Origin of the sequence: Rhodoblastus sp., assembly GCF_019449565.1 — a bacterium.
Classification (GTDB): domain Bacteria; phylum Pseudomonadota; class Alphaproteobacteria; order Rhizobiales; family Beijerinckiaceae; genus Rhodoblastus.
The window spans coordinates 25,089-46,368 of record NZ_JAGRPM010000038.1 but is presented as its reverse complement, the minus strand read 5'-3'; the positions used below and the strand labels follow the sequence as shown (position 1 = coordinate 46,368).

The following is a 21,280-nucleotide window of genomic DNA, read 5'->3' as shown; positions in this document are numbered from 1 at the left end:
AGCCCTGCGCCGATGGCGCCAGAACTTGAGGCGTCATATGCTTATCGAAGCCGGCTTTGAAATCGCCTTTCAGTGCCCGAATCCGACCCCGATGTTGCTTCAGCTCAACGTCCATCCCTCGCGTGAAGCCGATCTTCGCTCACGAGACATGGTCGTCGCCGATCCCTATGTTCCCACAAGCGGCTATCTCGACCATTACGGCAATTGCGTCACGCGTCTTGTCGCGCCGGCCGGTCTCATCACATTCAAGAACCGCTTCATCATTTACGATTCGGGCCAGCCGGAAGAGACGCCGCCCGATACCGAGCTGACTCCAATCGCGCGCCTGCCCAATGACGTTCTGCTTTATCTCGTTTCCAGCCGCTATTGCGACAGCGACAAGCTCGCGGATTTCGCATGGTCGCATTTCGGCGCCATCGCCGGCGGCTACCAGCGGGTTCAGGCGATATGCGATTTCGTTCATTCGAAAATTCGTTTCAGCTATGCGGATGCGCGGGCCACGCGCTGCGCCAGCGATTCGCTGCACGAAAGCGCGGGCGTTTGCCGCGACTTCGCGCATCTCGCGATTGCGCTCTGCCGGTGCATGAACATTCCCGCGCGTTATTGCGCGGGTTATCTCGGCGACATTGGCGTGCCGGTGGATCCCAATCCGATGGATTTCAGCGCCTGGTTCGAGGTCTTTCTCGATGGCCGCTGGTACACGTTCGACGCCCGTCACAACCACCCGAGGATCGGACGCGTCGTCATGGGACGAGGCCGCGACGCGGCCGATGTCGCGATCTCCACCGCCTTTGGCCCCGCCCAGCTCATGCGCTTCGAAGTGACCACATTCGAGCTGGTGGTGGATGGGATTTTATAGGAACAGACGCAAGACCGCAGCCGTGAAAACGGAAAGGCCGGAGCGGCGAAGCTCCGGCCTTCCATCTGTCTTGAAAAGCGCTCACGCGGCCTTGCGATTGACCTGGGACTCGGCGAGCTTGGTGAGCAAGGCGTCCGTCTTTTTCTCTTCCTGAAGCGTCTGGTCGAGAAGGTTGGCCGCATCCTTCATGCCAAGCTGCATCGCCCAGTTTTTCAGAGTGCCGTAACGCGCCATTTCGTAATGTTCGACGGCCTGCCCGCCGGCGACAAGGCCCGCGTCGAGCGCGTCGCTGTCCTTGTAGGCCTCGATGGTTTCTTCACCCTCCTCGAGGATGCCGTAGATCGCCTCGCAGGTCTTTCCCTGCGCGCGCTTTCCGAGCATTTCGAAGACCTGTTGCAGGCGTTCGATCTGGCCTTCCGTTTCGTCGCGATGCTTCAGGAAGGCGTTCCTGAGTTCTTCCGAATGCGCTGCTTTCGCCATCTTCGGCAGATTTTTCAAAATCTGCCGTTCCGCGAAATAGATGTCCTTCAGATTGTCGAAGAACAGATCGTTGAGCGTTTTATCAGGCATGGAATCCTCCGTTGCGGTTTGGCGCTAGGCAACGTCGCGATTCCGTCAAAGTCCTCGCGCTCGTGATAATTTCCGCCTGCAAAGGCAATTGCCAGCAGCATCTCGCGGCGGAGCTGGAGGTCTTGTTGGAACCAGAACCGCCGAGAAATGTTGCGCTTATGCACGACCGCGCCTGCGCGCCACGCTCTCGTCCATGGAATGCGCCAAATGAAGATTTTCAAATGTGAGGCATGCGGAAATGCGGTGCATTTCGAGAACACGATCTGCGTAAGATGCGACCATCGTCTTGGCTTCGCAACGGATCAATGCGTCCTTTCCGCCCTCGAGCTGGACGGCGATTTCTGGGTGACGCTGTCAGATCCGTCGCGACGTTATTTATTCTGCGCCAATGAGGAATTCGGAGCTTGCAACTGGTTGGTGGCCGCGGACGAGGGCGAAGCGTTCTGCCATTCGTGCCGGCACAATCGCACGCTGCCTGACCTCGGCGTGGCGGCGAATTTGTTCGCCTGGCGCAAGATTGAACTGGCAAAGCGGCGCCTGTTCTATTCGCTGCTGCGATGGGGGCTTCCGACGCATGAACGCGACGTCGAAAATTCCAATGGCCTCGCCTTCGATCTGCTCGCCGACATGCCGACCGCCAACGGCGTGGCGCCCGTTCTGACAGGCCATGAAAATGGGCTGATCACGCTCAATATCGCTGAAGCCCATGACGCCGAACGCGAGGCGCGGCGGCTGTCGATGGGCGAGCCCTATCGCACGCTGCTCGGGCATTTCCGCCATGAGATCGGCCATTATTACTGGGAGTTGCTTGTGCGCGACGGCGGCTGCGTCGAACAATGCCGTGCGCTATTCGGCGACGAAGACGAGGATTATGCGCAGGCGCTGCAACGCTATTACCAGTCTGGCCCTTCCATCGATTGGGAGCTGCGCTTCATCAGCGCCTATGCGACGTCGCACCCCTGGGAGGATTTCGCAGAAACCTGGGCGCATTACACGCATATGGTGGACGCGCTTGAAACCGCGCGCGCCTTCGGCCTGGCGATTGGATTTGCCTTGCCGGAACAGACGGGCGCAAGCGCGCCGGCGCCATTCGATCCCTATTGCGCGGGCGATATCGACGATCTGATCGCGGCCTGGGTTCCGGTCACTGTCGCGCTGAACGGCCTGAACCGCAGCCTTGGCCAGCCGGATATCTATCCCTTCGTGCTGTCCAATACGGTGATCGAAAAGCTGAATTTCATTCACCACCTGATCCGCGACGCGCGGTCATCCAACGACGCAAAGACCGGTTTCGCCAATATAGGCGAGAGCGAGCCTGGAACTTCACTCCAGGGCCAGCGTTGAATCCTTGTCTCGATAAGCATTTGCAATCGCGACCTCGCCCTCAAAATGGAAACCCGGCTTGACCGTCTTGCGACGGCGAGGCCGCGCGAGGATGCGACTCTATCGACGAAGAGCGCCGACATCTTTTGTCAAAGCGCGCCAACCGGTCATCGCGCCAGAACAGGCGCCTTGAACGAAAACTGGAGGATGGATCATGGGTAGAGGAATTTTGCTCTGGCTGCTAGGCGTGCCGATTCCAATCATCATTTTGCTCGCTCTGTTTTACCACCACTGAGCTTTCTGGTCGTGCGCCGGCCGGTGTTGACGGTCCCGCTGCGGAATGAAAGCCGGGCGGAACAATCATGATGAACAGACATTGTTTCGCCAGACAGGACGGTTCGGCAAAGCTGAAATTCTCGGAATTTGGCGCCGCCGTATACTTCCGCCTTGCGAACGAAGTCGACGCGGAAAGAAGGATTTTCCGCCCTTTCGCGAGCCTCGAAATCCGGTCGCGTCGATCACCAAATGGGGGGGAATCCATGGTGACGATACTACTGATCTTGCTGATCCTTGCATTGTTCGGGGCGTTACCCAGCTGGCCCTACAGCACCGGCTGGGGATATTACCCGAGCGGCGGCATCGGCCTCGTCATCCTTGTTCTGATTGTCCTCCTGGCGACAGGGCGGGCATAGGGCGCGCGCCTTCGGACGCCTTTTTCCGGAGGATATCGAACCGCAGGAGCGCATCACATGAAAAGCAGCACATCGGACAAGATCAAGGGCGCGGCCAATGAAGTCATTGGCAAGGCGAAACAGGGAATCGGCTCGGCGACGGGCGACCAATCCCTTCGCGCCAAGGGCGCAGCGCAAGAGGTCAAGGGCGCCGCGCAAAAGGCGCGCGGCGCCGTGAAGGATGCGGTCAAGAATACGGTCGACAAAGCTTAGTCGCCGCACAATGCCAACGAGACACGGGCCGGCGCCGCGAGCGGCGCCGGCCGCCAGTCTGCATAGGCTAAGCGCTTTTTTTGCGGGGACCAGACCATGGCGGCGACTTCCGCAAGCACAATATTCCCCCCTTTTCACCTGTCGTACGGCTGCGTCGGTTGCCTTTTCCCGGAGATGGCTCGCCTCCCGCCGCAGTCGCGGCATGACCAGTCGTCGAAGCCCCTGACCTCAAAGGGAATTTCGGCGCGCGTCAAAACGAAGGTTTCGGGCTGTTGACGCCGCTTGCTGAACGCCTGAGCTCAGGTCGGCGGCGATCGGCGTCGTCAGCGGAAACATTTCTTGACCTGGGCGTTGGAAGGGAGAACATCGTTCCAGGCGGGAGCAGTTTCCGGGTGTTGGCTGCACCATCAGCAACTTGCGCATCGTTTCGCGCCGTCCGAGCGGCGAGCCGCAAGCTCGCCGCTCCACTTTCGGACGCCGATGCGACGGTTCAGTCCATGCCAGACGCAAGTCCGGCCAAATGGCATCTCGCGCACACCAGCTGGTTTTTCGAGGCGATGGTCCTTGAGCCTTTTTTGCCCGGCTATCGCGTCTTCGATCCGAGCTTCAATTATCTATTCAATTCCTATTACGAAGCGCTCGGCGTCCGTCAGCCGCGCCCCCGGCGCGGCATGATCACGCGGCCGACGCTCGAGGCGATCTATGCCTATCGCGACCGTGTTGACGCGGCGGTCGAGCAATTGTGCGGCCTCACCCCCTCGGACCGCATCAGCGCGATGATCGCCCTCGGATGCCATCATGAGCAGCAGCATCAGGAGCTGCTGCTGACCGATATCCTGCATCTCTTCGCTCAAAATCCGTTGCGCCCCGCCTATTGTGCCCAGTTTTCGCGCGACTTCGAGGCAGGGATGCCCACGCCGGTGAGTTACCTGAAGTTCGAGGGCGGCATCGTCGAAATCGGCGCGCGCGACATGGGCTTCGCCTTTGACTGTGAACGTCCCCGCCATCGCGTCGTGATCGAGCCGTATCGGCTTGCCGATCGTTTGGTGACCAATGCGGAGTGGATGGAATTCATCACGGACGGTGGCTACCGACAGCCCTTGCTCTGGATGTCCGAGGGCTGGGCGAAATGTTGCGACGGCGGCTGGTCTGGACCGCTTTACTGGGAAAAGCGCGACGGCGAATTCTGGACCATGACGCTGGCGGGACCGGGGCGCGTCGTCGCGGCGGCGCCGGTGGTCCATGTCGGTTTTTTCGAGGCCGACGCCTTTGCGCGCTGGTCGGGGATGCGCCTGCCGACCGAAGCCGAATGGGAGCACGCCGCGCAATCCGTCGCGCCGGGCGGAAATTTCATCGAATCCGGTCTGCTGCGTCCCGCGCCCGCGCGGCCGGGCGAAAACGGATTGCGCCAGATGTTCGGAGACGTCTGGGAATGGACCAGCAGCGCTTTCGCGCCTTATCCGCGCTTCAGGCCCGCCGAGGGCGCAGCGGCCGAATATAACGGGAAGTTCATGTGCGGCCAATTTGTCCTGCGCGGCGGATCCTGCGCGACCCCCGCCAGTCACATTCGCGCAAGCTATCGCAATTTCTTTCCACCCGACGCCCGCTGGCAATTCTCCGGTTTGCGGCTGGCCGGAGACGATGATGATGCTTGACGGCTTCGAATTGCAAACAAGATGGGACGAGGCGTTTCGCGCGGCGGTGGTCGCCGGCCTTTCGCGCGCGCAAAAATCTATCCCTTGCTGCTGGCTCTATGATGAGCGCGGCTCCGAACTCTTCAACGAGATCACGCGGCTTGAAGAATATTATCCGACGCGCGCGGAGACGGAGATTCTGTTGCGCTGGGCCGGTGAAATGGCCTGCTTTTGCGGCGAGGACGTGCTGTTATTCGAATATGGCGCGGGGGCGGGGATCAAGACCGAGATCTTGATCGAGGCTTTGGACAGACCGCGTCTTTATGTCCCGATCGATATCGCGGGAGACGTGCTTGCACAGACGGCAAGCCGCATCCGGGATCGCTTTCCGGGTTTGGAAACGCTTCCGATCGTCGCAGATTTCAATCGCGATTTCGAACTTCCGGCCGATCTGCCGCCGGGGCCGAGAACGGCTTTCTTTCCCGGCTCGACGATCGGCAATCTGAACCGGAGCGAGACCATCGCCTTTCTGTCGCGACTTCACGGGCATGTCGAGGGTCGTGGGACCGCGATCGTCGGCGTTGACCTGAAGAAAGATCTCGGAACCTTGCTAACCGCCTATGACGATGGCGCCGGCGTCACAGCGGCGTTCAATCTCAATCTGCTGGCGCGGATCAACCGCGAACTTGACGGAGATTTTCCGCTCGACCGGTTCGTGCATCAGGCGCGCTGGAACGAGACCGAATCCGCCGTCGAAATGCATCTGGTCAGCCTCGATGGGCGCGTGGTTTCCGTTTGCGGCCAGCAATTCGCATTTCGCGAAGGCGAGACGATCCACACCGAGAGTTCGCGCAAATATGCGCTCGACTCATTTCATTCCCTGGCGAAAACAGGCGGATGGCGGCTTTCCAGAGCCTGGCTGGACGAGGAGGACCGCTTCGCCGTTCTCGGTCTCGAAGCGTCGCCGTGAGCGCAGGCCCCGTGAGCGCAGGCCCCGTGAGCGCATGGCCCCATGAGAGCAGTCCCCATGAGCGCATGGCCATTGGCAAGATCGATGATTGTCAAGAACGACGCCCGCGATGGAACGATGAGCCGAGCTGCTCGTTCTTCCCAAAGATTAAGCCGCCCGTCACGAGTAATCCGGCCGGGCCAGAACGGCTTCACCAACAATGACTCGATGGAGCCAATCATATGTCGCGTTTACTGGTGATCGAGGACGAGTTTTTTGTCGCGGCCCATATCGAAAACGTATTGAGCGACGACGGTCATGAAGTTATCGGGCCAGTCGGAACGCTCGATGAAGCCAGGGCCTTGGCGCGCTCGGAAGAACTCGACGGCGCGTTGCTCGACGTCAATCTGGATGACGGCCGCATCGACGAGGTCGCCGATATTCTGACGGGTCGCCATATCCCGTTCATTTTCGTGACCGCTTCCGCGCGCGACAACCTGCCTGCCGCCTACAGGGAATTGGTGATCGTGCATAAGCCCTTCAACGACCTGGATCTCATCCGGGAAGTGCGGCTGCTCATACAGTAAGGCGAGCGACGGAATATCGCGCCTGCCGCTTGGACCCTGGCGGCGAGTGTCTCCCGTCAGTTGTTGCGACCGTCCATCCCCGCTTTTCCGGGTGGGTCGATACATCACAATCTCCGAATTCGTCGGCAAAAAGACTCCGATCAACTTCTACGCCCCGCTCCCGCCACTGTTCCCCGAGCCGTCGGAACAAAGCCTATCGCCCCCGGTTTTTTCGACGATCGATGGCGCCAGCACAGGGAGACGAGCCATGCCGCGCGGCGACAAGTCCAAATATACCGACAAGCAGATCCGGAAAGCCGAGGATATCGAATCCAGCTATGAAAGCCGCGGCGTTCCCTCCAAGGAAGCCGAGCGGCGCGCCTGGGCCACCGTCAACAAGGACGATGGCGGCGGCAAGAAGCCGGGCGGTTCGGGACGCGGCAAAGACACGGGCCATCCGGCCGCGCACAGGGGCGGGGCGCTGGGGGGAGCGGCGGCCGCCGCGAGACCTGCGTCAGAGCGAGCCGCCTCGGCGAAAAAGGCGGCCGCCACGAGGAAGCGGAATGGATGAAGCGGCGCGAAAGGCCGTGGGCCTTATGCGCGATTTCTCCACAGGTCAAAATCGCCTGACGCCCGCCACTATAGGATTTGTCGTCAAAAGACCGTAGCTTGCCTCTCGAAAAGGCGCGCGATTCTGGAGTTCGCGCCTTTCTCAATTTCGACATCTGGGGCGGTATGACAGGGACGGTTCCTCTCACTCTGGTCGCGGCCGTGGCGCGCAACGGCGCCTTGGGCAAGGACAACGCCATCCCGTGGCGCGCGCCAAGTGATCTCAAACGCTTTCGCGAGATCACCTGGGGGCGGCCGCTCATCATGGGGCGCAAGACCTATCAGTCGATCGGCAAGCCGCTGCCAGGGCGCGAGACATTGGTGGTCACGCGCGATCCGGATTTTCTGGCGGGCGAAAGGCCCGATCATCTGCATGTCGCGGGCGATTTCGACTCGGCCATGGCGCAGGCCTCGCTCCTCGCCAAATCCATGCACGCGGCCGAGGTCATCCTCGCCGGCGGCGCGGCGCTTTATCGCCTTGGCCTCCCGCGCGCCTCCTATCTGCGCCTCACCCTGGTCGATTGCGCGCCCGAGGCCGACGCCTTTTTTCCCGAGGTCGATTGGGAGCGATGGCGCGAGACCTGGCGCGAACGCCCTGAGCGCGGCCCGAACGACGAGGTCGCGCTCGAATATGTCGATTACCAACGTCTTTGATCGGCGATTGTGCGCAATCCGGCCGCATCCTATATAGGAGCGGTCGAAGCGCGGATTGCGCGGCGGCGAGGAAATTGAGGACTATATGCCGTGGAGCAATCAGGGCGGCGACCAGCCGCCAAAGCCGGAAGGTACGGATCCTTCGTCCGACGGCAAGCGTAATCCCTGGGGCGCCGGCCCGAAAGGCGGGCCACGCGACGGCAATAATGGCCCGAATAACCCTTGGGGCGCGCCCGGAGGCGGCGGCCCATTCGGCGGCGGTCCATTGGGGGGGCCTGGCGGGCCCGGCCCGGATTTCGAAGCCTGGGTGCGCAGGGCGCAGGAAAAGGCGCAGAACCTGACGTCGGGGGATTTCTCGCCGCGCGGCATTCTCCTGCTGGTCGTCGCCGTCGCCCTGCTCTGGCTCGCCAGCGGCTTCTATACAGTTGCGCCCAACCAGGTTGGCCTCAATCTCGTCTTCGGCCGCTATGTCGGCAAGACAGGGCCGGGCCTGAATTACAACTGGCCCGAACCGGTCGGTTCGATCCTCAGGCTCAATGTCACCGACCGCAATTCGATTGACGTGGGCACCGTCGGCCGCGCCGATACGGCCGGCGCGACGGAGGTGCCGGAAGAAAGCCTGATGCTGACCGGCGACGAAAATATCGCCGACGTCAAGTTCCGGGTGATCTGGCAGATTGATCCGGCTCATCCGGAGTTTTACGCCTTCAACATCAAGAACCAGGTCGAGACCATCAAGGCCGTGGCGGAAAGCGCCATGCGCGAGATCGTCGGCCGCACCCAGATCCAGCGGCTGCTGACAGCCGAGCGCAAGGTGATCGAGCCCGCGGTTCAGGCCGCGATGCAGCAGGTGCTGGATTCCTATCACGCCGGCGTCGAGGTCCTGCAGGTGCAACTTCTCTCGGTCGATCCGCCGCCAACCGTCATCGCGGCGTTCCGCGACGTAACGGCGGCGCAGCAGGACCGCAGCCGCTTTGTCAACGAGGCTCAGGCGGTCGCCAATTCCATCGTGCCGCAGGCGCGTGGCGAATCCGCCCGCATCCTGCGCGACGCCGAGGCCTTCCGCGAGCAGACCGTGGCCGAGGCGCGCGGCCAGGCGGCGCGCTATCTCAAGGTTTTCGAGGAATATAAGAAGGCGCCTGACGTGACGCGTGAACGGCTCTATCTAGAAACCATGGAGCGCGTGATTGGTGCGGGCGAAAAGGTCATTCTCGACCGCTCGACCGGGGCGACTCCCTTGCTGCCGCTGGCGCCTTTCGCGCCGCTTGACAGCTCGGCGAAGCCCGCCGCGGGAGGCCAGCAATGATCTCGTCGAAAACGATCGCGCTGCTCGCCAGCGCCGCCTTCCTCGTCATTGTCACGCTGGCCTCGACCTTCGAGGTCGGCCAGACGCAACAGGCTTTGCTGCTGCGTTTCGGCGAACCGGTGCCGGAGCGCGGCCTCGTCACCGAGCCGGGCCTGCATTTCAAGCTGCCCTTCATTGAGTCCGTCGTCTATATCGACAAGCGCATTCTCGATCTGGAATCGCCGAAGCAGGAAATTCTCGCTTCGGACAACCAGCGGCTGGAGGTGGACGCCTTCGTGCGCTATCGGATCGTCAATCCGCTGAAATTCTATCAGACCGTCGGCAGCGTCGCCCGCGCCGACAATCAGCTTGCGTCGGTGTTGAATTCCGCCGTCCGCCGCGTGCTCGGCGAGGCCAACCAGATGCAGATCGTACGCGACGAGCGCGTGCCGCTGACGACGCGAATTCGCGACCAGGTCAATGCCGAGGCCGAGCGGTTCGGCGTCTCCATTGTTGACGCGCGCATGCGCCGCGTCGACCTGCCGCGCCAGATCTCCGAAAAAGTGTTCGACCGCATGCGCACCGAGCGCGCGCGCGAGGCGGCGGAATTCCGGGCCCTGGGCCAGCAGGAGGCGCAGCAGATCCGCTCCAGCGCCCAGCGCGACGCCACCGTGATCGTGGCCGAGGCGCAACAGCAGGCGGACACCATGCGCGGCGAAGGCGAGGCGGAGCGCAGCCGCGTTTTCGCCGACGCCTTCAACAAGGATCCGGATTTCTTCTCCTTCTATCGTTCGATGCAGGCCTATGACGCCGCGCTGAAGACCAAGGGCTCGCGTTTCGTCATATCGCCCAGCTCGGATTTCTTCCGTTTCTTCGACCATGCGTCCGGCAAGGCGGCGGCGAAGCCGTAAAGCGATGAGGTAAGGCTGACATGAATTCGAGCATGACCAACAAGCTTTCCGCGCGTCGCCTGCTGGCGGGGCTCGCTATCGCCGGCGCCCTGGCCGTGCTGCCGCCAGCGCCGGTTCTGGCCGCGCCCGCGCCGGATTCCTTCGCCGATCTCGCCGAGACCGTGACGCCGGCCGTGGTCAATATTTCCGCGACGCAGGTCGTGGAGGACAAGACGGTTGACTTGCCCAAGCTGCCGCCGGGCTCGCCGCTCGACGACATGTTCGAGGAATATCTCAAGCGCCGCCGCCAGCAGAACGGCGAGGGCCGCTCCCACCGTTCCAATTCGCTCGGCTCGGGCTTCGTGATCGATCCGTCGGGCATCGTGGTGACGAATAATCACGTCATCGACGGCGCCAATGAGGTCGAGGTCATTTTCACGGACGGCTCCAAGCTCAAGGCCGAGGTCATCGGCAAGGACGCCAAGGTCGATCTCGCGGTGCTGCGGGTCAAGCCGCCCAAGCCTCTGGCGTCGGTGAAATTCGGCGACAGCGACAAGTCCCGCGTCGGCGACTGGGTCATTGCTGTCGGCAACCCCTTCGCGCTCGGCGGCACGGTGACAGCGGGCATCATTTCCGCCAAGGGCCGCAATATCGACAGCGGACCCTATGACAATTATCTCCAGACCGACGCCGCCATCAACAAGGGCAATTCCGGCGGCCCGCTGTTCAACATGGCGGGCGAGGTGATCGGCGTGAACACCGCGATCCTGTCGCCGTCCGGCGGCTCGATCGGCATCGGTTTCGCCACGCCGGCCAATAACGCCCAGCCTGTGATCGAGCAATTGCTCAAATTTGGCGAGACGCGGCGCGGCTGGCTCGGCGTCCGCATCCAGAACGTCGATGACGGCATCGCCGAAAGCCTCGGCATCGGCAAGGCGCGCGGCGCCTTGATCTCGGGCATTGACGAAAAAGGCCCCTCGGCCAGCGCGGGCTTCAAGGCCGGCGACGTCATCGTGACTTTCGACGGCAAGCCGGTCGCCGATGCGCGCGCCTTGCCGAAAATCGTCGCCGCGACCCCGGTCGGCAAGGAAGTCGAGGTCACAGTGATCCGCGACGGCAAGGAGCAGATCCGGAAGGTGACGCTCGGGCGGCTCGAGGAGAACGAAGCCAAGGCGAAGAAGGACAAGCCGGAACTGGCCGAAAAGGCCCCGCCGCGCGAGGAGAAGACCCATGTCCTCGGCATGGACGTCGCGGCGTTGAATGACGTGTTGCGCGAAAAGTTCAAGATCAAGGACAGCGTCAAGACTGGCGTCGCCATCGTCAAGGTGGACGGCGATACGCCCGCGGCCGAACAGCGCCTTTCGCCCGGGGACGTCATCCTCGAAATCAATCGGCAGGCCGTCAACGCTCCCGCAGAGATTCTTGCCCAGACCAAGGCTTTGAAGGCCGACGGCCGCAAGACGGCGCTGCTGCTGGTGGCCACCGCCCAGGGGCAGTCACGCTTCGTGGCGCTGGCGCTGGACTGATCCCGATACAGGCTCCGCGCCCGCGCTCGTCCCGGACGGCGGGCGCGGGCGAAGAAATTTTCGCTTGGCCATTGGAACAAACTTCCCTCGCGCGAGATCAACTTGCATGAGAGCGGAGGATTGCGCCATGAGTCCGAATCCAGCCTATGCGAATACGGCGAACCCAAACACGGCGAACCCAAATAGAGCCCTGTGGGAAAAGGGCGATTTCACCCGTATCGCCGAGAGCATGCGAGCGAGCGGGGAGGCATTCGTCGCGGGACTTGGCGTCACGAAAGGGCTCAAGGTTCTGGATCTCGGCTGCGGCGACGGCACGACCGCCTTGCCGGAGGCGAGGCTTGGGGCCGATGTTCTGGGCGTCGATATTTCCGGCTATCTGGTCGCGGCCGGCAACTGGCGCGCCAAGGCGGAAGGCCTCGCGAATTGCCGATTTGAGGAGGGCGACGCCTCCGATCTGCACGAGCTGGCGGACCGCTCTTTCGATCTGGTCGTGAGCATTTTCGGCGCCATGTTCGCGCCAAAGCCCTTCGATGTGGCCAGGGAGATGGTGCGCGTGACCCGGCACGGCGGCCGGATCGTGATGGGCAACTGGATCCCGAATGATCCGACCCTGGTCGCGCAGCTCCTGAAGATCAGCTCTGCTTATAGCCCGCCGCCCCCTGAAGGCTTCGTCAGTCCGATGACATGGGGCGTTGAGGGCCATGTGATCGAGCGCTTTGCAGGCGCCGGCGTCCCGAAAGAAAACATCGCCTTTGCACGGGAGATATGGACATTCGACTTTCCGGGCGCGCCGTCCGCCTTCGTCGATCTATTCCGAAAATATTACCCGCCGACGATGAACGCCTTCGACGCAGCGGACAAGAACGGCCGCGCTCAGGACCTGCAAAGGGAGCTGGAGGACCTGTTCAACAGCCAGAACAAGAGCGTGAGCAAGGACGCCACCTCGATTGAGGCGAATTTTTTGAAGGTGACCGCAGCGGTCGATTGAAGCCGCCGCGTCTGAATTCTACTTGCCCGTCCGCTTCTGCCGTCGTGCCTTGAACGGGCGCGGCGGGCTGGCTTGGCTTTCGTCCGCGATCAGCGCCTTGCGATAGATGTCGCGCTGTTCATGGATGGAGGCGATGACCAGCCCCATCGGCACGCCGATATCGACCAGCGCGGCTTCGGACAATTGCAGGCTGGCCTCCATGGTCTCCGGCACGGCGTCCGTCGCGCCGAGCTTGTAGAGCGCGCGGGCGTGGGCTGCGTCGCGGGCGCGCGCAACGATGGTGAGATCGTCGCGGGCCTCGCGCGCCTGCCGCACCACGGCGTCAACCGCGCTCGGGGCATGCATGGTCACGACCAATGCGCGGGCGTTGGCGAGGCCACAAATATTGAGAAAATCCTTGTTGGTGCCGTCACCCCAATAGACCGGCTCCCCGCGCGACCGCGCCTGAGCGGCTATGCCGGGGTCGCCGTCCACGCAGAGATATTCCACCTTGTGGACGCGCATCAGCTCTCCGACGATCTGCCCGACCCGGCCATAGCCGACGATGATGACGCGCGACACGGGCGACAAATCCGTGGGCTGCGGACCCGGCAGGAAGACTTCCTTTGGCGGGAGGGAACGGGCCGCCAGCGCGGCGAAAAACGGGATCAGCGTCATGGACAAGGTGACGCCGATCAGGATTTCGCTGGTGAGATCCGCTGGCAGAATATGGGCCGCGACCGCCGTCGAGAGGATGACGAAGGCGAATTCGCCGCCCGGCCCAAGCAAAAGGCCGACCTCGCGCGCCTTGCGCCAGGGCAGGCCGAACAAGCGCGCGAGCCCGATCAGAAGCGGCGTTTTCACCAGGGTCAGAATGACGGCGACGCCGATGGTCGCGCCCGGATGCCGGACCACCTCCATCGGGTCGAGGCTGGCGCCGACCGAGACGAAAAACAGCCCGAGCAGCAGGCCCTTGAACGGATCGATCGCCAATTCGACGGCGCGGCGGAATTCCGTTTCCGCCAGCAGCAGGCCGGCGATGAAGGCGCCGAGCGCCATGGACAATCCCGCAAAAGCCGCGGCGACAGCCGTAGAAATCACCACCAGCAGGCAGGCGGCCATGAAGAGTTCGGTCGAATCGGCGGCGGCGACGAGCTGGAACATGGGCCGCAGCACAAGCCGCCCGACGCCCACAATAGCCGCCACGCCGATCAGCGCGGGGGCGAAGGCGAGGAAGGGATGGGCCTGTTCCGCCGTATCCGATAACATCGAGACCATGAACAGCAGCGGCGCCACCAGCAGGTCCTGAAACAGCAGCACCGAGAAGATCGCGCGTCCGGACAGGGTATTGAGCCGGCGCGATTCGGCCAGCACCGGCACGACGATGGCGGTGGAGGAGAGCGCGAGCGCCGCGCCCAGCACGATCGCGGCGGGCTGCGCCAGGCCGAAGGCGCGCGCGACCAGATAGAGCGCGCCGCCGCAAAGGGCGACCTGCAGGGCGCCGAGGCCGAAGACGAAACGCCGCAACAGCACGAGGCGCTCCAGCGACAATTCCAGTCCGATGTTGAACATCAGGAAGACAATGCCGAAGGAGGCGACAGCCGCGACGCCCTCGCTATTGGCGAGGAAAGGCAAATTGAAGGGGAGCAGCGCGTCGAGCCGGCCCATCACATGCGGGCCGATCACCATGCCCGCGATGAGGAAGCCCAGCACCGGACTGACGCGCAAACGCCGGAACAGCGGCACCGCGACGCCGGCCACGCCCAGAAAGAGCAGCGGCGCCTTGTAGGGCTCCATGTCGAATTGCGCGATCAATTGATTTCTCCAGACAAAACAGGATAACGGATTCGCGCATCGCGCCAAGCGCGCTCCGTCTCACGCAAGCTCCGGGCCAGACATGCCTCGCATTCCCAGTTCGCTGCCAAACGGACTTTACCGTGTCGTCCGGCTCGAAACGGCCTATCGCGCCGCGCGCTGGGATTTCGCCGAACGCGAGGCAGCGCGGATCGACGCGCATTGGGCCCAGGCGCTCGCCGAAAAGCCGAAACTATTCGACGGCAAGGTGCTGATGCTGCGCGACGCCGAAATCGTCGCGACGCCGGAAGGCGACGTCTTTCGCGGCAGTTTCTTCGATACCTCGTTCCGCAATTTTCACGCCTGGTTCGGTTTCGGCTGCCCCGACAGCGATGTCCATAATTGCTTCGCGATGGCGGCCCTGCGCGCGCGCGACGGAGCCTTCCTGCTCGGCGAAATGGGCGACCACACGATGAATGGCGGCCAGATCTATTTTGCCGCCGGCACGCCTGACCGGAACGATATTTTCGGCGACATCGTCGATCTCGCCGCCAGCGTGGCGCGCGAACTGGAGGAGGAGACCGGCTTCGCCCCCGAACAGGCGCCGCCCGCGCGGGGCTGGAGCGTACTCGTCTCGGACATGAAAATCGCCTGTATTCAGGAGAGGCGTCTGCCCTTCTCCGCCGCGGAGGCGGAGGCGCGCATGAACGCCTTCATCGCCCGCGACCCGGAGCCGGAATTCGCGCGCTTCCATATTGTCGCTGGGGCGCAGGATATCGATCCGGCGCGGATGCCGGATTTCATCCAGACTTACTTACGCGACGCTTTGGCTCATACCATTTCTCCTTAACCGCGATGAATCGCGGTTAAGGAACCCCTCGCATAAGCCGGAAGGGCGTCGCAAGACGCCCGTCTTATGACGGGCTATGGGGCGCAGTCGCGCCTAACCAAGTCTCACAGGTTCTCACCTGTGAGACTTGGCATCAGCCGGCCGGATAGCCGTGCCGCTCCTTGCTCGCGCGCAGCAGATATTGCGCGCGCAGCGCGTCGCCGGCGGAACAGGCGCGCTCGGCTTCGGCGATTTCGGTCTGGATCTGGGCGTGGACGCCCTTCTCGACATGGCCCATGGCAAGGTCATTGTCCTGGATCGTGCGATAGCGCGCGATTTCCGCCGCGCAGCCGCCATCCGGCAGAGCGCGCGGCGTGACGCGGACCGCTTCCTGCGACGGCAGGGGCTGAACCGCCTCGATCGGGGGCTGCTGCCGGTTGGCGTTGCAGCCGGCGAGCGCCAGACTTGCGCCCAGAACGGGCGCGAGGGAGATGAGACGCATGATCGGACTCGCAATCTCGACTCTTCGCTTCACATCCTTGGTCAAACGGGCGCAGGGGTCAAGATTTTAGCCAGCGCGCAACAGCCGCAGGGCGGTGTCGCGCTCGAACAGATAGAGCAGAAGACGCAAATTCCGGCCGCGCTCGCCGGTCAGGTCTGGATCGGCGGCAAGAATTTTTTCGGCGTCGTCGCGCGCGGCGCGCAATAGGTCCGGGTGGAGGTCTAGCCGCGCGATCTTGAAGCTTGGCGCGCCGGATTGACGCGCACCCAGCACTTCGCCCTCGCCGCGCAGGCGCAAATCCTCTTCCGCGATGCGAAACCCGTCCTCGGTCTCTCGTAAAATTTCCAGCCGCGCCCGGGCCGTCTCGCCCAGCGGGCCGGAATAGAGCAGGATGCAGGATGATTTCGCCGAACCGCGCCCCACGCGCCCGCGCAGCTGGTGCAATTGCGCGAGGCCGAACCGTTCGGCATGCTCGATCACCATGATTGTCGCCTCGGGCACGTTGACGCCCACCTCGATCACGGTCGTCGCCACCAGCACTTTGGTGACGCCGCGAGAAAAATCCTCCATCGCCGCGTCCTTGCCGCGGCCCTTCATCTGACCGTGGACGAGGCCGACCTGCGCGCCGAAGAACTTTCTCAGGTCTTCCGCGCGGTCCTCGGCGGCGGCGAGGTCGCTGTCCTCGCTGCCTTCGACCAGCGGGCAGACCCAATAGACCCGCGCCCCGGTCTTGATCGCCCGCGCCAGCCCGGCGACCACTTCATCGATGCGCTCGACGCTGATCGCTCGCGTGTCGATCGACTGCCGGCCCGGCGGCTTCTCGCGCAGCGACGACAGCTCCATGTCGCCGAAATAGGCCAGAGCCAGCGTGCGCGGGATCGGCGTCGCGGTCATGGCGAGCACGTCCACGGCCTCGCCCTTTTCGCCCAGAGCCAGACGCTGATGCACGCCGAAGCGGTGCTGCTCGTCGATCACCGCTAGGCCGAGCCGGGCGAAGGCCACGTCCTCCTGCACGAGGGCGTGGGTGCCGACCACAATGTCGAGCGAGCCGCTCGCCAGCCCTTCAAGCGTCGCACGCCGCTCGGCCGCCTTGTCGCGCCCGGTCATCAGCGCGATTGTCAGGCCCGCGGACTCGGCCAGCGGCTTGAGCGTGGCGAAATGCTGGCGCGCCAGAATTTCCGTCGGCGCCATCAGCGCGGCCTGCCGCCCCGCCTCGATCACATGGGCCATGGCCAGCAAGGCGACGACGGTCTTGCCGGAGCCGACGTCGCCCTGCAACAGCCGCAACATTCGCTTGTCGCTGGCGAGGTCGGCGGAGATTTCAGCCACGGCACTGGTCTGGTCGCCGGTCAGAGCGAAGGGCAGGGCGTCGAGAATCCTCTTCGCAAGGGCGCCTTCGGATATCTGGGGACGCCCGCGCAAGACCTGCGCCTTGGCGCGCACCAGCCGCAGGCTGAGCTGGTGCGACAGCAATTCGTCATAGGCGAGCCGGGCGAAAAACTTGCCTTCCGGCGCAAGGTCCTGCGGCGTTTGCGGATGATGCAGGCGGGCGAGGCTGTCGCCAAAGGAAAGCCAGCCCGCTGCGCGTAAAAATTTCTCGTCCTGCCATTCGGGCAATTGCGGCAGGCGGGCCAGCGCGCCCGCCGTCGCCTTGGCCAGCACGCGCGGAAACAGCCCCTCGGTGAGGCCGTAGATCGGCTCGACCGGCGGTAGGGAGGCAAGGCCCGCCTCGTCGAGAATGCGGTCGGGATGGACCATCTGGCGGTAGGCGTCGAACAGTTCGACCAGGCCCGAGACCCAGCGCGTCTCGCCGAGCGGCAACAGTTTCTCGATCCAGCCGGCATTGGCGCGAAAGAAGATCAGCGTCAGGTCGCCGGTCTCGTCCTCGGTCAGGACGCGATAGGGCCCCTTGCCGCGCGGGGGGCGATGCTCGGCGACGCGGACTTTTATGGTCGAGACGGCGCCGATCGGCGCTTCCGCGACCTTGGGCCGCGCGCGACGGTCGATGCCAGACAGGGGCAGGTGCAGCAGCAGGTCGAGCGCGCGGGCCGGACGGTCCGTCTCGCCGAGCAGCCGGTCGAGCAATTTGCCCGTCTTGGGGCCGACGCCGGGCAGGGCGCTCGCGCTGGCGAAGAGAGGATCGAGGAGCGAGGGCCGCATGACTCGTGTTTAGCCGCGCCGGCGGATGCCGGCAAGGCCGCGCCCGGCCTCGAAAAGCCTTTCCGCGAAAAGCGCTTGCACGAAAATTCCTTGCGCTGGCGCTGCGGCGCGGCAAAGATCACGGCCGCAAGGAGACTCTTTTGGCCCACATGTTCTCGCTGTTTCGCGCCGCCTTCGTCTTTCTGGTCTGCTGCCTGCCGGCGCGGGCGGGCGACAAGGTTGTTTTCGCCGCGAACTGGCTGGCCGAGGCCGAACATGGGGGCTTCTATCAGGCGCTCGCGGACGGAACCTATGCCCGCTATGGCCTTGATGTGACGATTCTCCCCGGCGGTCCGCAGAAGAACAACCGTCTGCTGCTCGCCGCCGGAAAGGCGGATTTCTACATGGGCGACAATCTGATCGGCCAGTTTTCGGCGCTGGCCGAGAATGTCCCGATTGTCACCGTCGCCGCAATTTTCCAGAAGGATCCTCTTGTCTTTATGTCGCATCCGGGCGCGGGCTTCGACCGTTTCGAAGACCTGCCCAAGGCCAAGGCCTTCGTCGGGTTGGCGACGCTCACCACGGTCTGGCCGTGGATGGAGCAGAAATGGGGTTTCAAGCGCGCCAATGTCGCGAGCTATAATTACAATTCCGCGCCTTTCCTCGCCGATAAAAGCGCGATTCAGCAGGGCTATGCGACCTCCGAGCCTTTTGTCATCGCGCGCGAGGGCGGCTTCAAGCCCAATGTCTTCCTGCTGGCCGATTACGGCTATGAAACCTATTCCACCACCATCGAGACGCGCCGCGACCTGCTGGAGAAAAACCCCGATCTCGTGCGGCGTTTCGTCGAGGCGTCGATCCTCGGCTGGGTTCATTATCTTCACGGCGACAATCGCGACGCCAATGCGCTGATCAAGCGCGAAAATCCGGATCTCGACGACGCCCAGATCGCCTTTTCCATCGCCCAGATGAAAGGTTTCGGCATTGTCGAATCGGGCGACGCCCTCACGCTCGGCATCGGGGCGATGGATAAGGAGCGCATCGAGCGCCATTACCGCGACATGGCGGCGACGGGCGCCGCGCCGCCGGGACTCGATGTCGCGCGCGGCTTCGATTTCCGCTTCGTTAACAAGGGGCTGGGTCTGGAAGGGCAGAGCCGCAATTGACCGCGCCGCTCGCCAGCCTGCGCGACCTGTGCCTTTCCTTTCCGGGGCAAGCCGCGGCGGCGCTCGACGGCGTTCGGCTGGACCTTTTCCCCGGCGAAACGCTTTGCCTGCTCGGCCCCTCCGGTTGCGGCAAATCCACTCTGCTGCGGCTGATCGCGGGATTGGAAAGGCCCGATTCCGGCGACGTGAACTGGCAAGGCGGGGCGGCGCCGAAGATCGGCTTCGTCTTCCAGGAGCCGAACCTGATGCCCTGGGCCGACCTCTTCGCCAATGTCTATTTGCCGCTGCGCCTCACCGGCGTGTCGCGGAGCCGGGCGGCGCCTCTGGTGGAGGCGGCGTTGGCGCGCGTCGGCCTCGGCGACCGCCTGCGCGCGCTGCCGCGCGAATTATCGGGCGGGATGAAAATGCGCGTCTCCATCGCCCGCGCGCTGGTGGACCGGCCCAGCCTGCTGCTGCTTGACGAGCCATTCGCCGCGCTGGACGAAATCACGCGCTGGCAACTAAATGATTCCCTGCTCGACCTGCGCCGCGAGAGTGGGACGACCATCGTCTTCGTCACCCATTCTGTCTATGAAAGCGCCTATCTCGCGGATCGCGTCGCGATCATGCGGGCGCAGCCGGGTCGCATCGATTCCATCCTGACCCTCGAACGTGGCGCCACGCGCGGGCTGGAGCTGCGCCGCAGCCCCGGCTTCGTGGAGGATTGCGCGCGCATCGCGGAGGGCCTTCAAGGCGCGATGGAGAGGGCGGCGTGAACGGGTTGCTCGGCCGGATTGCGCCTTTCTTGGCCCTTTTGGCCCTTCTCTGCCTGTGGCAGGCGGCGGTCGCGATTTTCGACATCCCTCCGGCCCAGCTTCCGGCGCCGAGCCTCATCGCCAGAACGCTGGTCGACAATGCGCCGCAATTATTCGCGGCGACGCTGACAACCTCGCGTGAGGCGCTGGAGGCGCTGGCGCTGGCGGCTATCGGCGGCGTGGCCCTCGCCCTGCTGTTCGCCTGGTCGCCCTGGCTGGAAAAGACCTTCCTGCCTTTGGCCATCGCGCTTCAGGTAACGCCGCTCATTGCTGTCGCGCCGCTGCTGCTGGTCTATCTGGAGGCGCCGGCGGCGGTGCTGGCCTGCGCTTTTCTCGTCGCCTTTTTTCCGATTCTCTCCAACGCTTCGGCCGGGCTCAAGGCGACAGACCGGGGTCTGATCGAGCTTTTTCGGCTGAAAGGGGCGTCGCCCGGAAAAATTTTGCTATTGCTGCGTTTGCCTTCAGCTTTGCCGCAGATTTTCACCGGCCTGCGTATCGGAGGGGGCCTGTCGCTGATCGGCGCGGTGGCGGCCGAGCTTGCCGCGGGGGCTGCGGGAAGCGGCGAGGGGCTCGCCTTTCGCATCGTCGAGGCGGGCTATCGACTCAAGATTCCGATGATGTACGCCGCCGTGGCGCTGCTTTGCCTATGCGGATTGGCGCTTTATGCAGCTTTAGCTGGGCTGGGCTATGTTTTGCTGCGGCGCTGGCGCGACGAGCCGAAATTCTAAGGCTTTTTCGTAAGTTAGGGCGTCGGGGCGCGGCAAATCGCCTCGGCGCCTTTTCCCGTGTTTTTTTTATCACTGTCAAATAAATTTCTCGTGATCCGTAATTTCGCCTTTTTTTGCGCCTTTTTTGGGCGTGCTCAAAAGGCGGCGCATTAGCCGAGTCGATTTTCAACGGCGGGCGTCCGGGCGGATTTGCGGAACGGGAGTGACGCAAGGACGCTAATTCTTTGTTTCAAAACATATTCGCCCGGAGGACCTAATCGTCTTCGGGGAATATGGACGGCTGCGCGACGTCGTACCCCCGGGGGCGTCGCATTGAGCGCGGCGCCAGCAACGGGTGGGACCAGGCAGGATTTATGCAGCTTCCGCCGGAAGTCATTAACGCGAAATTAGGGATAATTTGTTTCGATTCAAGGACGTTCGGCGTTCTCGCCCATTCAGCGGACGGCCTTGTCACAACCGATTCGTCGGCTCGCCAACCCGCGCCTTTCGGCGTCGCTCAGCTTGAACCCGAACCGCGCCCCGGCGCCATCCGCGTAGTGTATGCAGGATTCA

General features: G+C 63.4%; 21 protein-coding genes. 17 read left to right on the top strand and 4 right to left on the bottom strand.

The features are described 5' to 3' along the window. The first annotated feature begins 37 nt into the window (after positions 1-37). Positions 38-859: a transglutaminase family protein gene (locus QZ409_RS08780; protein WP_296709525.1), complete on the top strand. Its 822-nt coding sequence runs from the start codon at positions 38-40 to the stop codon at positions 857-859. An 81-nt stretch (positions 860-940) separates the two neighbouring features. Here QZ409_RS08780 and QZ409_RS08775 read toward each other — a convergent pair whose 3' ends face one another. Continuing rightward, complete coding sequence (locus tag QZ409_RS08775; RefSeq protein WP_296709522.1) at positions 941-1,429, bottom strand: ferritin-like domain-containing protein; 489 nt, start codon at positions 1,427-1,429, stop codon at positions 941-943. 207 nt (positions 1,430-1,636) lie between these two features. Between QZ409_RS08775 and QZ409_RS08770 the strand changes: the two genes are divergently transcribed. From QZ409_RS08770 to QZ409_RS08715, 12 genes are all read left to right on the top strand, one after another. Further along, positions 1,637-2,773, top strand: coding sequence for a putative zinc-binding peptidase (locus QZ409_RS08770; RefSeq protein WP_296709518.1), 1,137 nt, complete (start codon positions 1,637-1,639; stop codon positions 2,771-2,773). A gap of 518 nt (positions 2,774-3,291) precedes the next feature. Beyond that, on the top strand, positions 3,292-3,444 hold the full coding sequence (locus QZ409_RS08765) for a DUF3309 family protein (protein WP_296710219.1): 153 nt from the start codon (positions 3,292-3,294) through the stop codon (positions 3,442-3,444). 57 nt (positions 3,445-3,501) lie between these two features. After that, positions 3,502-3,696: a CsbD family protein gene (locus QZ409_RS08760; RefSeq protein WP_296709516.1), complete on the top strand. Its 195-nt coding sequence runs from the start codon at positions 3,502-3,504 to the stop codon at positions 3,694-3,696. 392 nt (positions 3,697-4,088) lie between these two features. Continuing rightward, a complete protein-coding gene (gene egtB / locus QZ409_RS08755; RefSeq protein WP_296709511.1) occupies positions 4,089-5,351 on the top strand; it encodes an ergothioneine biosynthesis protein EgtB in 1,263 nt (420 codons plus the stop codon). Continuing rightward, on the top strand, positions 5,338-6,300 hold the full coding sequence (gene egtD / locus QZ409_RS08750) for an L-histidine N(alpha)-methyltransferase (RefSeq protein WP_342394832.1): 963 nt from the start codon (positions 5,338-5,340) through the stop codon (positions 6,298-6,300). The genes egtB and egtD overlap by 14 nt, the downstream gene beginning before the upstream one ends. Positions 6,301-6,521: 221 nt before the next feature. Next, on the top strand, positions 6,522-6,866 hold the full coding sequence (locus tag QZ409_RS08745; protein ID WP_296709506.1) for a response regulator: 345 nt from the start codon (positions 6,522-6,524) through the stop codon (positions 6,864-6,866). A 247-nt stretch (positions 6,867-7,113) separates the two neighbouring features. Then, positions 7,114-7,416 carry a plasmid stabilization protein gene (locus QZ409_RS08740; RefSeq protein WP_296709503.1) on the top strand — a complete coding sequence of 101 codons (303 nt, stop codon included), beginning with the start codon at positions 7,114-7,116 and terminating at the stop codon, positions 7,414-7,416. A 98-nt stretch (positions 7,417-7,514) separates the two neighbouring features. Continuing rightward, positions 7,515-8,108 (top strand): dihydrofolate reductase, encoded by a 594-nt coding sequence (locus QZ409_RS08735; protein WP_296709501.1) that lies wholly within the window; start codon positions 7,515-7,517, stop codon positions 8,106-8,108. An 85-nt stretch (positions 8,109-8,193) separates the two neighbouring features. Next, positions 8,194-9,414 carry an FtsH protease activity modulator HflK gene (gene hflK / locus QZ409_RS08730; protein WP_296709497.1) on the top strand — a complete coding sequence of 407 codons (1,221 nt, stop codon included), beginning with the start codon at positions 8,194-8,196 and terminating at the stop codon, positions 9,412-9,414. Next, a complete protein-coding gene (gene hflC / locus QZ409_RS08725) occupies positions 9,411-10,304 on the top strand; it encodes a protease modulator HflC (RefSeq protein WP_296709493.1) in 894 nt (297 codons plus the stop codon). The genes hflK and hflC overlap by 4 nt, the downstream gene beginning before the upstream one ends. Before the next feature lie 32 nt (positions 10,305-10,336). Then, positions 10,337-11,809: a DegQ family serine endoprotease gene (locus tag QZ409_RS08720; RefSeq protein ID WP_296709490.1), complete on the top strand. Its 1,473-nt coding sequence runs from the start codon at positions 10,337-10,339 to the stop codon at positions 11,807-11,809. A gap of 127 nt (positions 11,810-11,936) precedes the next feature. Then, on the top strand, positions 11,937-12,797 hold the full coding sequence (locus QZ409_RS08715) for a class I SAM-dependent methyltransferase (RefSeq protein WP_296709488.1): 861 nt from the start codon (positions 11,937-11,939) through the stop codon (positions 12,795-12,797). 18 nt (positions 12,798-12,815) lie between these two features. Here QZ409_RS08715 and QZ409_RS08710 read toward each other — a convergent pair whose 3' ends face one another. Beyond that, positions 12,816-14,591: a cation:proton antiporter gene (locus QZ409_RS08710; protein WP_296709486.1), complete on the bottom strand. Its 1,776-nt coding sequence runs from the start codon at positions 14,589-14,591 to the stop codon at positions 12,816-12,818. A gap of 82 nt (positions 14,592-14,673) precedes the next feature. On the opposite strand from QZ409_RS08710, the gene QZ409_RS08705 reads away from it, so the two are divergent. Next, the gene (locus QZ409_RS08705; protein WP_296709483.1) at positions 14,674-15,420 is read left to right on the top strand and encodes an NUDIX hydrolase; all 747 of its coding nucleotides are present in this window, start codon (positions 14,674-14,676) and stop codon (positions 15,418-15,420) included. A 133-nt stretch (positions 15,421-15,553) separates the two neighbouring features. Here QZ409_RS08705 and QZ409_RS08700 read toward each other — a convergent pair whose 3' ends face one another. Beyond that, positions 15,554-15,901 (bottom strand): hypothetical protein, encoded by a 348-nt coding sequence (locus tag QZ409_RS08700; RefSeq protein ID WP_296709476.1) that lies wholly within the window; start codon positions 15,899-15,901, stop codon positions 15,554-15,556. 66 nt (positions 15,902-15,967) lie between these two features. Further along, positions 15,968-18,061 (bottom strand): ATP-dependent DNA helicase RecG, encoded by a 2,094-nt coding sequence (gene recG, locus QZ409_RS08695; protein WP_296709472.1) that lies wholly within the window; start codon positions 18,059-18,061, stop codon positions 15,968-15,970. Between the two features lie 149 nt (positions 18,062-18,210). Between recG and QZ409_RS08690 the strand changes: the two genes are divergently transcribed. From QZ409_RS08690 to QZ409_RS08680, 3 genes are read left to right on the top strand one after another with little or no spacing between them, the layout of a single operon-like run. Further along, positions 18,211-19,206 carry an ABC transporter substrate-binding protein gene (locus QZ409_RS08690; protein WP_296710213.1) on the top strand — a complete coding sequence of 332 codons (996 nt, stop codon included), beginning with the start codon at positions 18,211-18,213 and terminating at the stop codon, positions 19,204-19,206. Further along, the gene (locus tag QZ409_RS08685; protein WP_296709469.1) at positions 19,203-19,961 is read left to right on the top strand and encodes an ABC transporter ATP-binding protein; all 759 of its coding nucleotides are present in this window, start codon (positions 19,203-19,205) and stop codon (positions 19,959-19,961) included. Before QZ409_RS08690 ends, QZ409_RS08685 begins: the two co-directional genes overlap by 4 nt. Beyond that, positions 19,958-20,728, top strand: coding sequence for an ABC transporter permease subunit (locus QZ409_RS08680; RefSeq protein ID WP_296709467.1), 771 nt, complete (start codon positions 19,958-19,960; stop codon positions 20,726-20,728). The genes QZ409_RS08685 and QZ409_RS08680 overlap by 4 nt, the downstream gene beginning before the upstream one ends. Positions 20,729-21,280 lie beyond the last annotated feature (552 nt).

Excerpts from the sequence above, each read along its gene's own strand:
- QZ409_RS08765 (WP_296710219.1), top strand. The coding sequence starts at position 3,292 with ATGGTGACGATACTACTGATCTTGCTGATCCTTGCATTGTTCGGGGCG.
- QZ409_RS08715 (WP_296709488.1), top strand. The coding sequence starts at position 11,937 with ATGAGTCCGAATCCAGCCTATGCGAATACGGCGAACCCAAACACGGCG.
- QZ409_RS08720 (WP_296709490.1), top strand. The coding sequence starts at position 10,337 with ATGACCAACAAGCTTTCCGCGCGTCGCCTGCTGGCGGGGCTCGCTATC.
- QZ409_RS08770 (WP_296709518.1), top strand. The coding sequence starts at position 1,637 with ATGAAGATTTTCAAATGTGAGGCATGCGGAAATGCGGTGCATTTCGAG.
- QZ409_RS08690 (WP_296710213.1), top strand. The coding sequence starts at position 18,211 with ATGTTCTCGCTGTTTCGCGCCGCCTTCGTCTTTCTGGTCTGCTGCCTG.
- QZ409_RS08740 (WP_296709503.1), top strand. The coding sequence starts at position 7,114 with ATGCCGCGCGGCGACAAGTCCAAATATACCGACAAGCAGATCCGGAAA.
- recG (WP_296709472.1), bottom strand. The coding sequence starts at position 18,061 with ATGCGGCCCTCGCTCCTCGATCCTCTCTTCGCCAGCGCGAGCGCCCTG.
- hflC (WP_296709493.1), top strand. The coding sequence starts at position 9,411 with ATGATCTCGTCGAAAACGATCGCGCTGCTCGCCAGCGCCGCCTTCCTC.
- QZ409_RS08775 (WP_296709522.1), bottom strand. The coding sequence starts at position 1,429 with ATGCCTGATAAAACGCTCAACGATCTGTTCTTCGACAATCTGAAGGAC.
- QZ409_RS08745 (WP_296709506.1), top strand. The coding sequence starts at position 6,522 with ATGTCGCGTTTACTGGTGATCGAGGACGAGTTTTTTGTCGCGGCCCAT.
- QZ409_RS08760 (WP_296709516.1), top strand. The coding sequence starts at position 3,502 with ATGAAAAGCAGCACATCGGACAAGATCAAGGGCGCGGCCAATGAAGTC.
- QZ409_RS08700 (WP_296709476.1), bottom strand. The coding sequence starts at position 15,901 with ATGCGTCTCATCTCCCTCGCGCCCGTTCTGGGCGCAAGTCTGGCGCTC.
- egtD (WP_342394832.1), top strand. The coding sequence starts at position 5,338 with ATGATGATGCTTGACGGCTTCGAATTGCAAACAAGATGGGACGAGGCG.
- QZ409_RS08705 (WP_296709483.1), top strand. The coding sequence starts at position 14,674 with ATGCCTCGCATTCCCAGTTCGCTGCCAAACGGACTTTACCGTGTCGTC.
- hflK (WP_296709497.1), top strand. The coding sequence starts at position 8,194 with ATGCCGTGGAGCAATCAGGGCGGCGACCAGCCGCCAAAGCCGGAAGGT.
- QZ409_RS08780 (WP_296709525.1), top strand. The coding sequence starts at position 38 with ATGCTTATCGAAGCCGGCTTTGAAATCGCCTTTCAGTGCCCGAATCCG.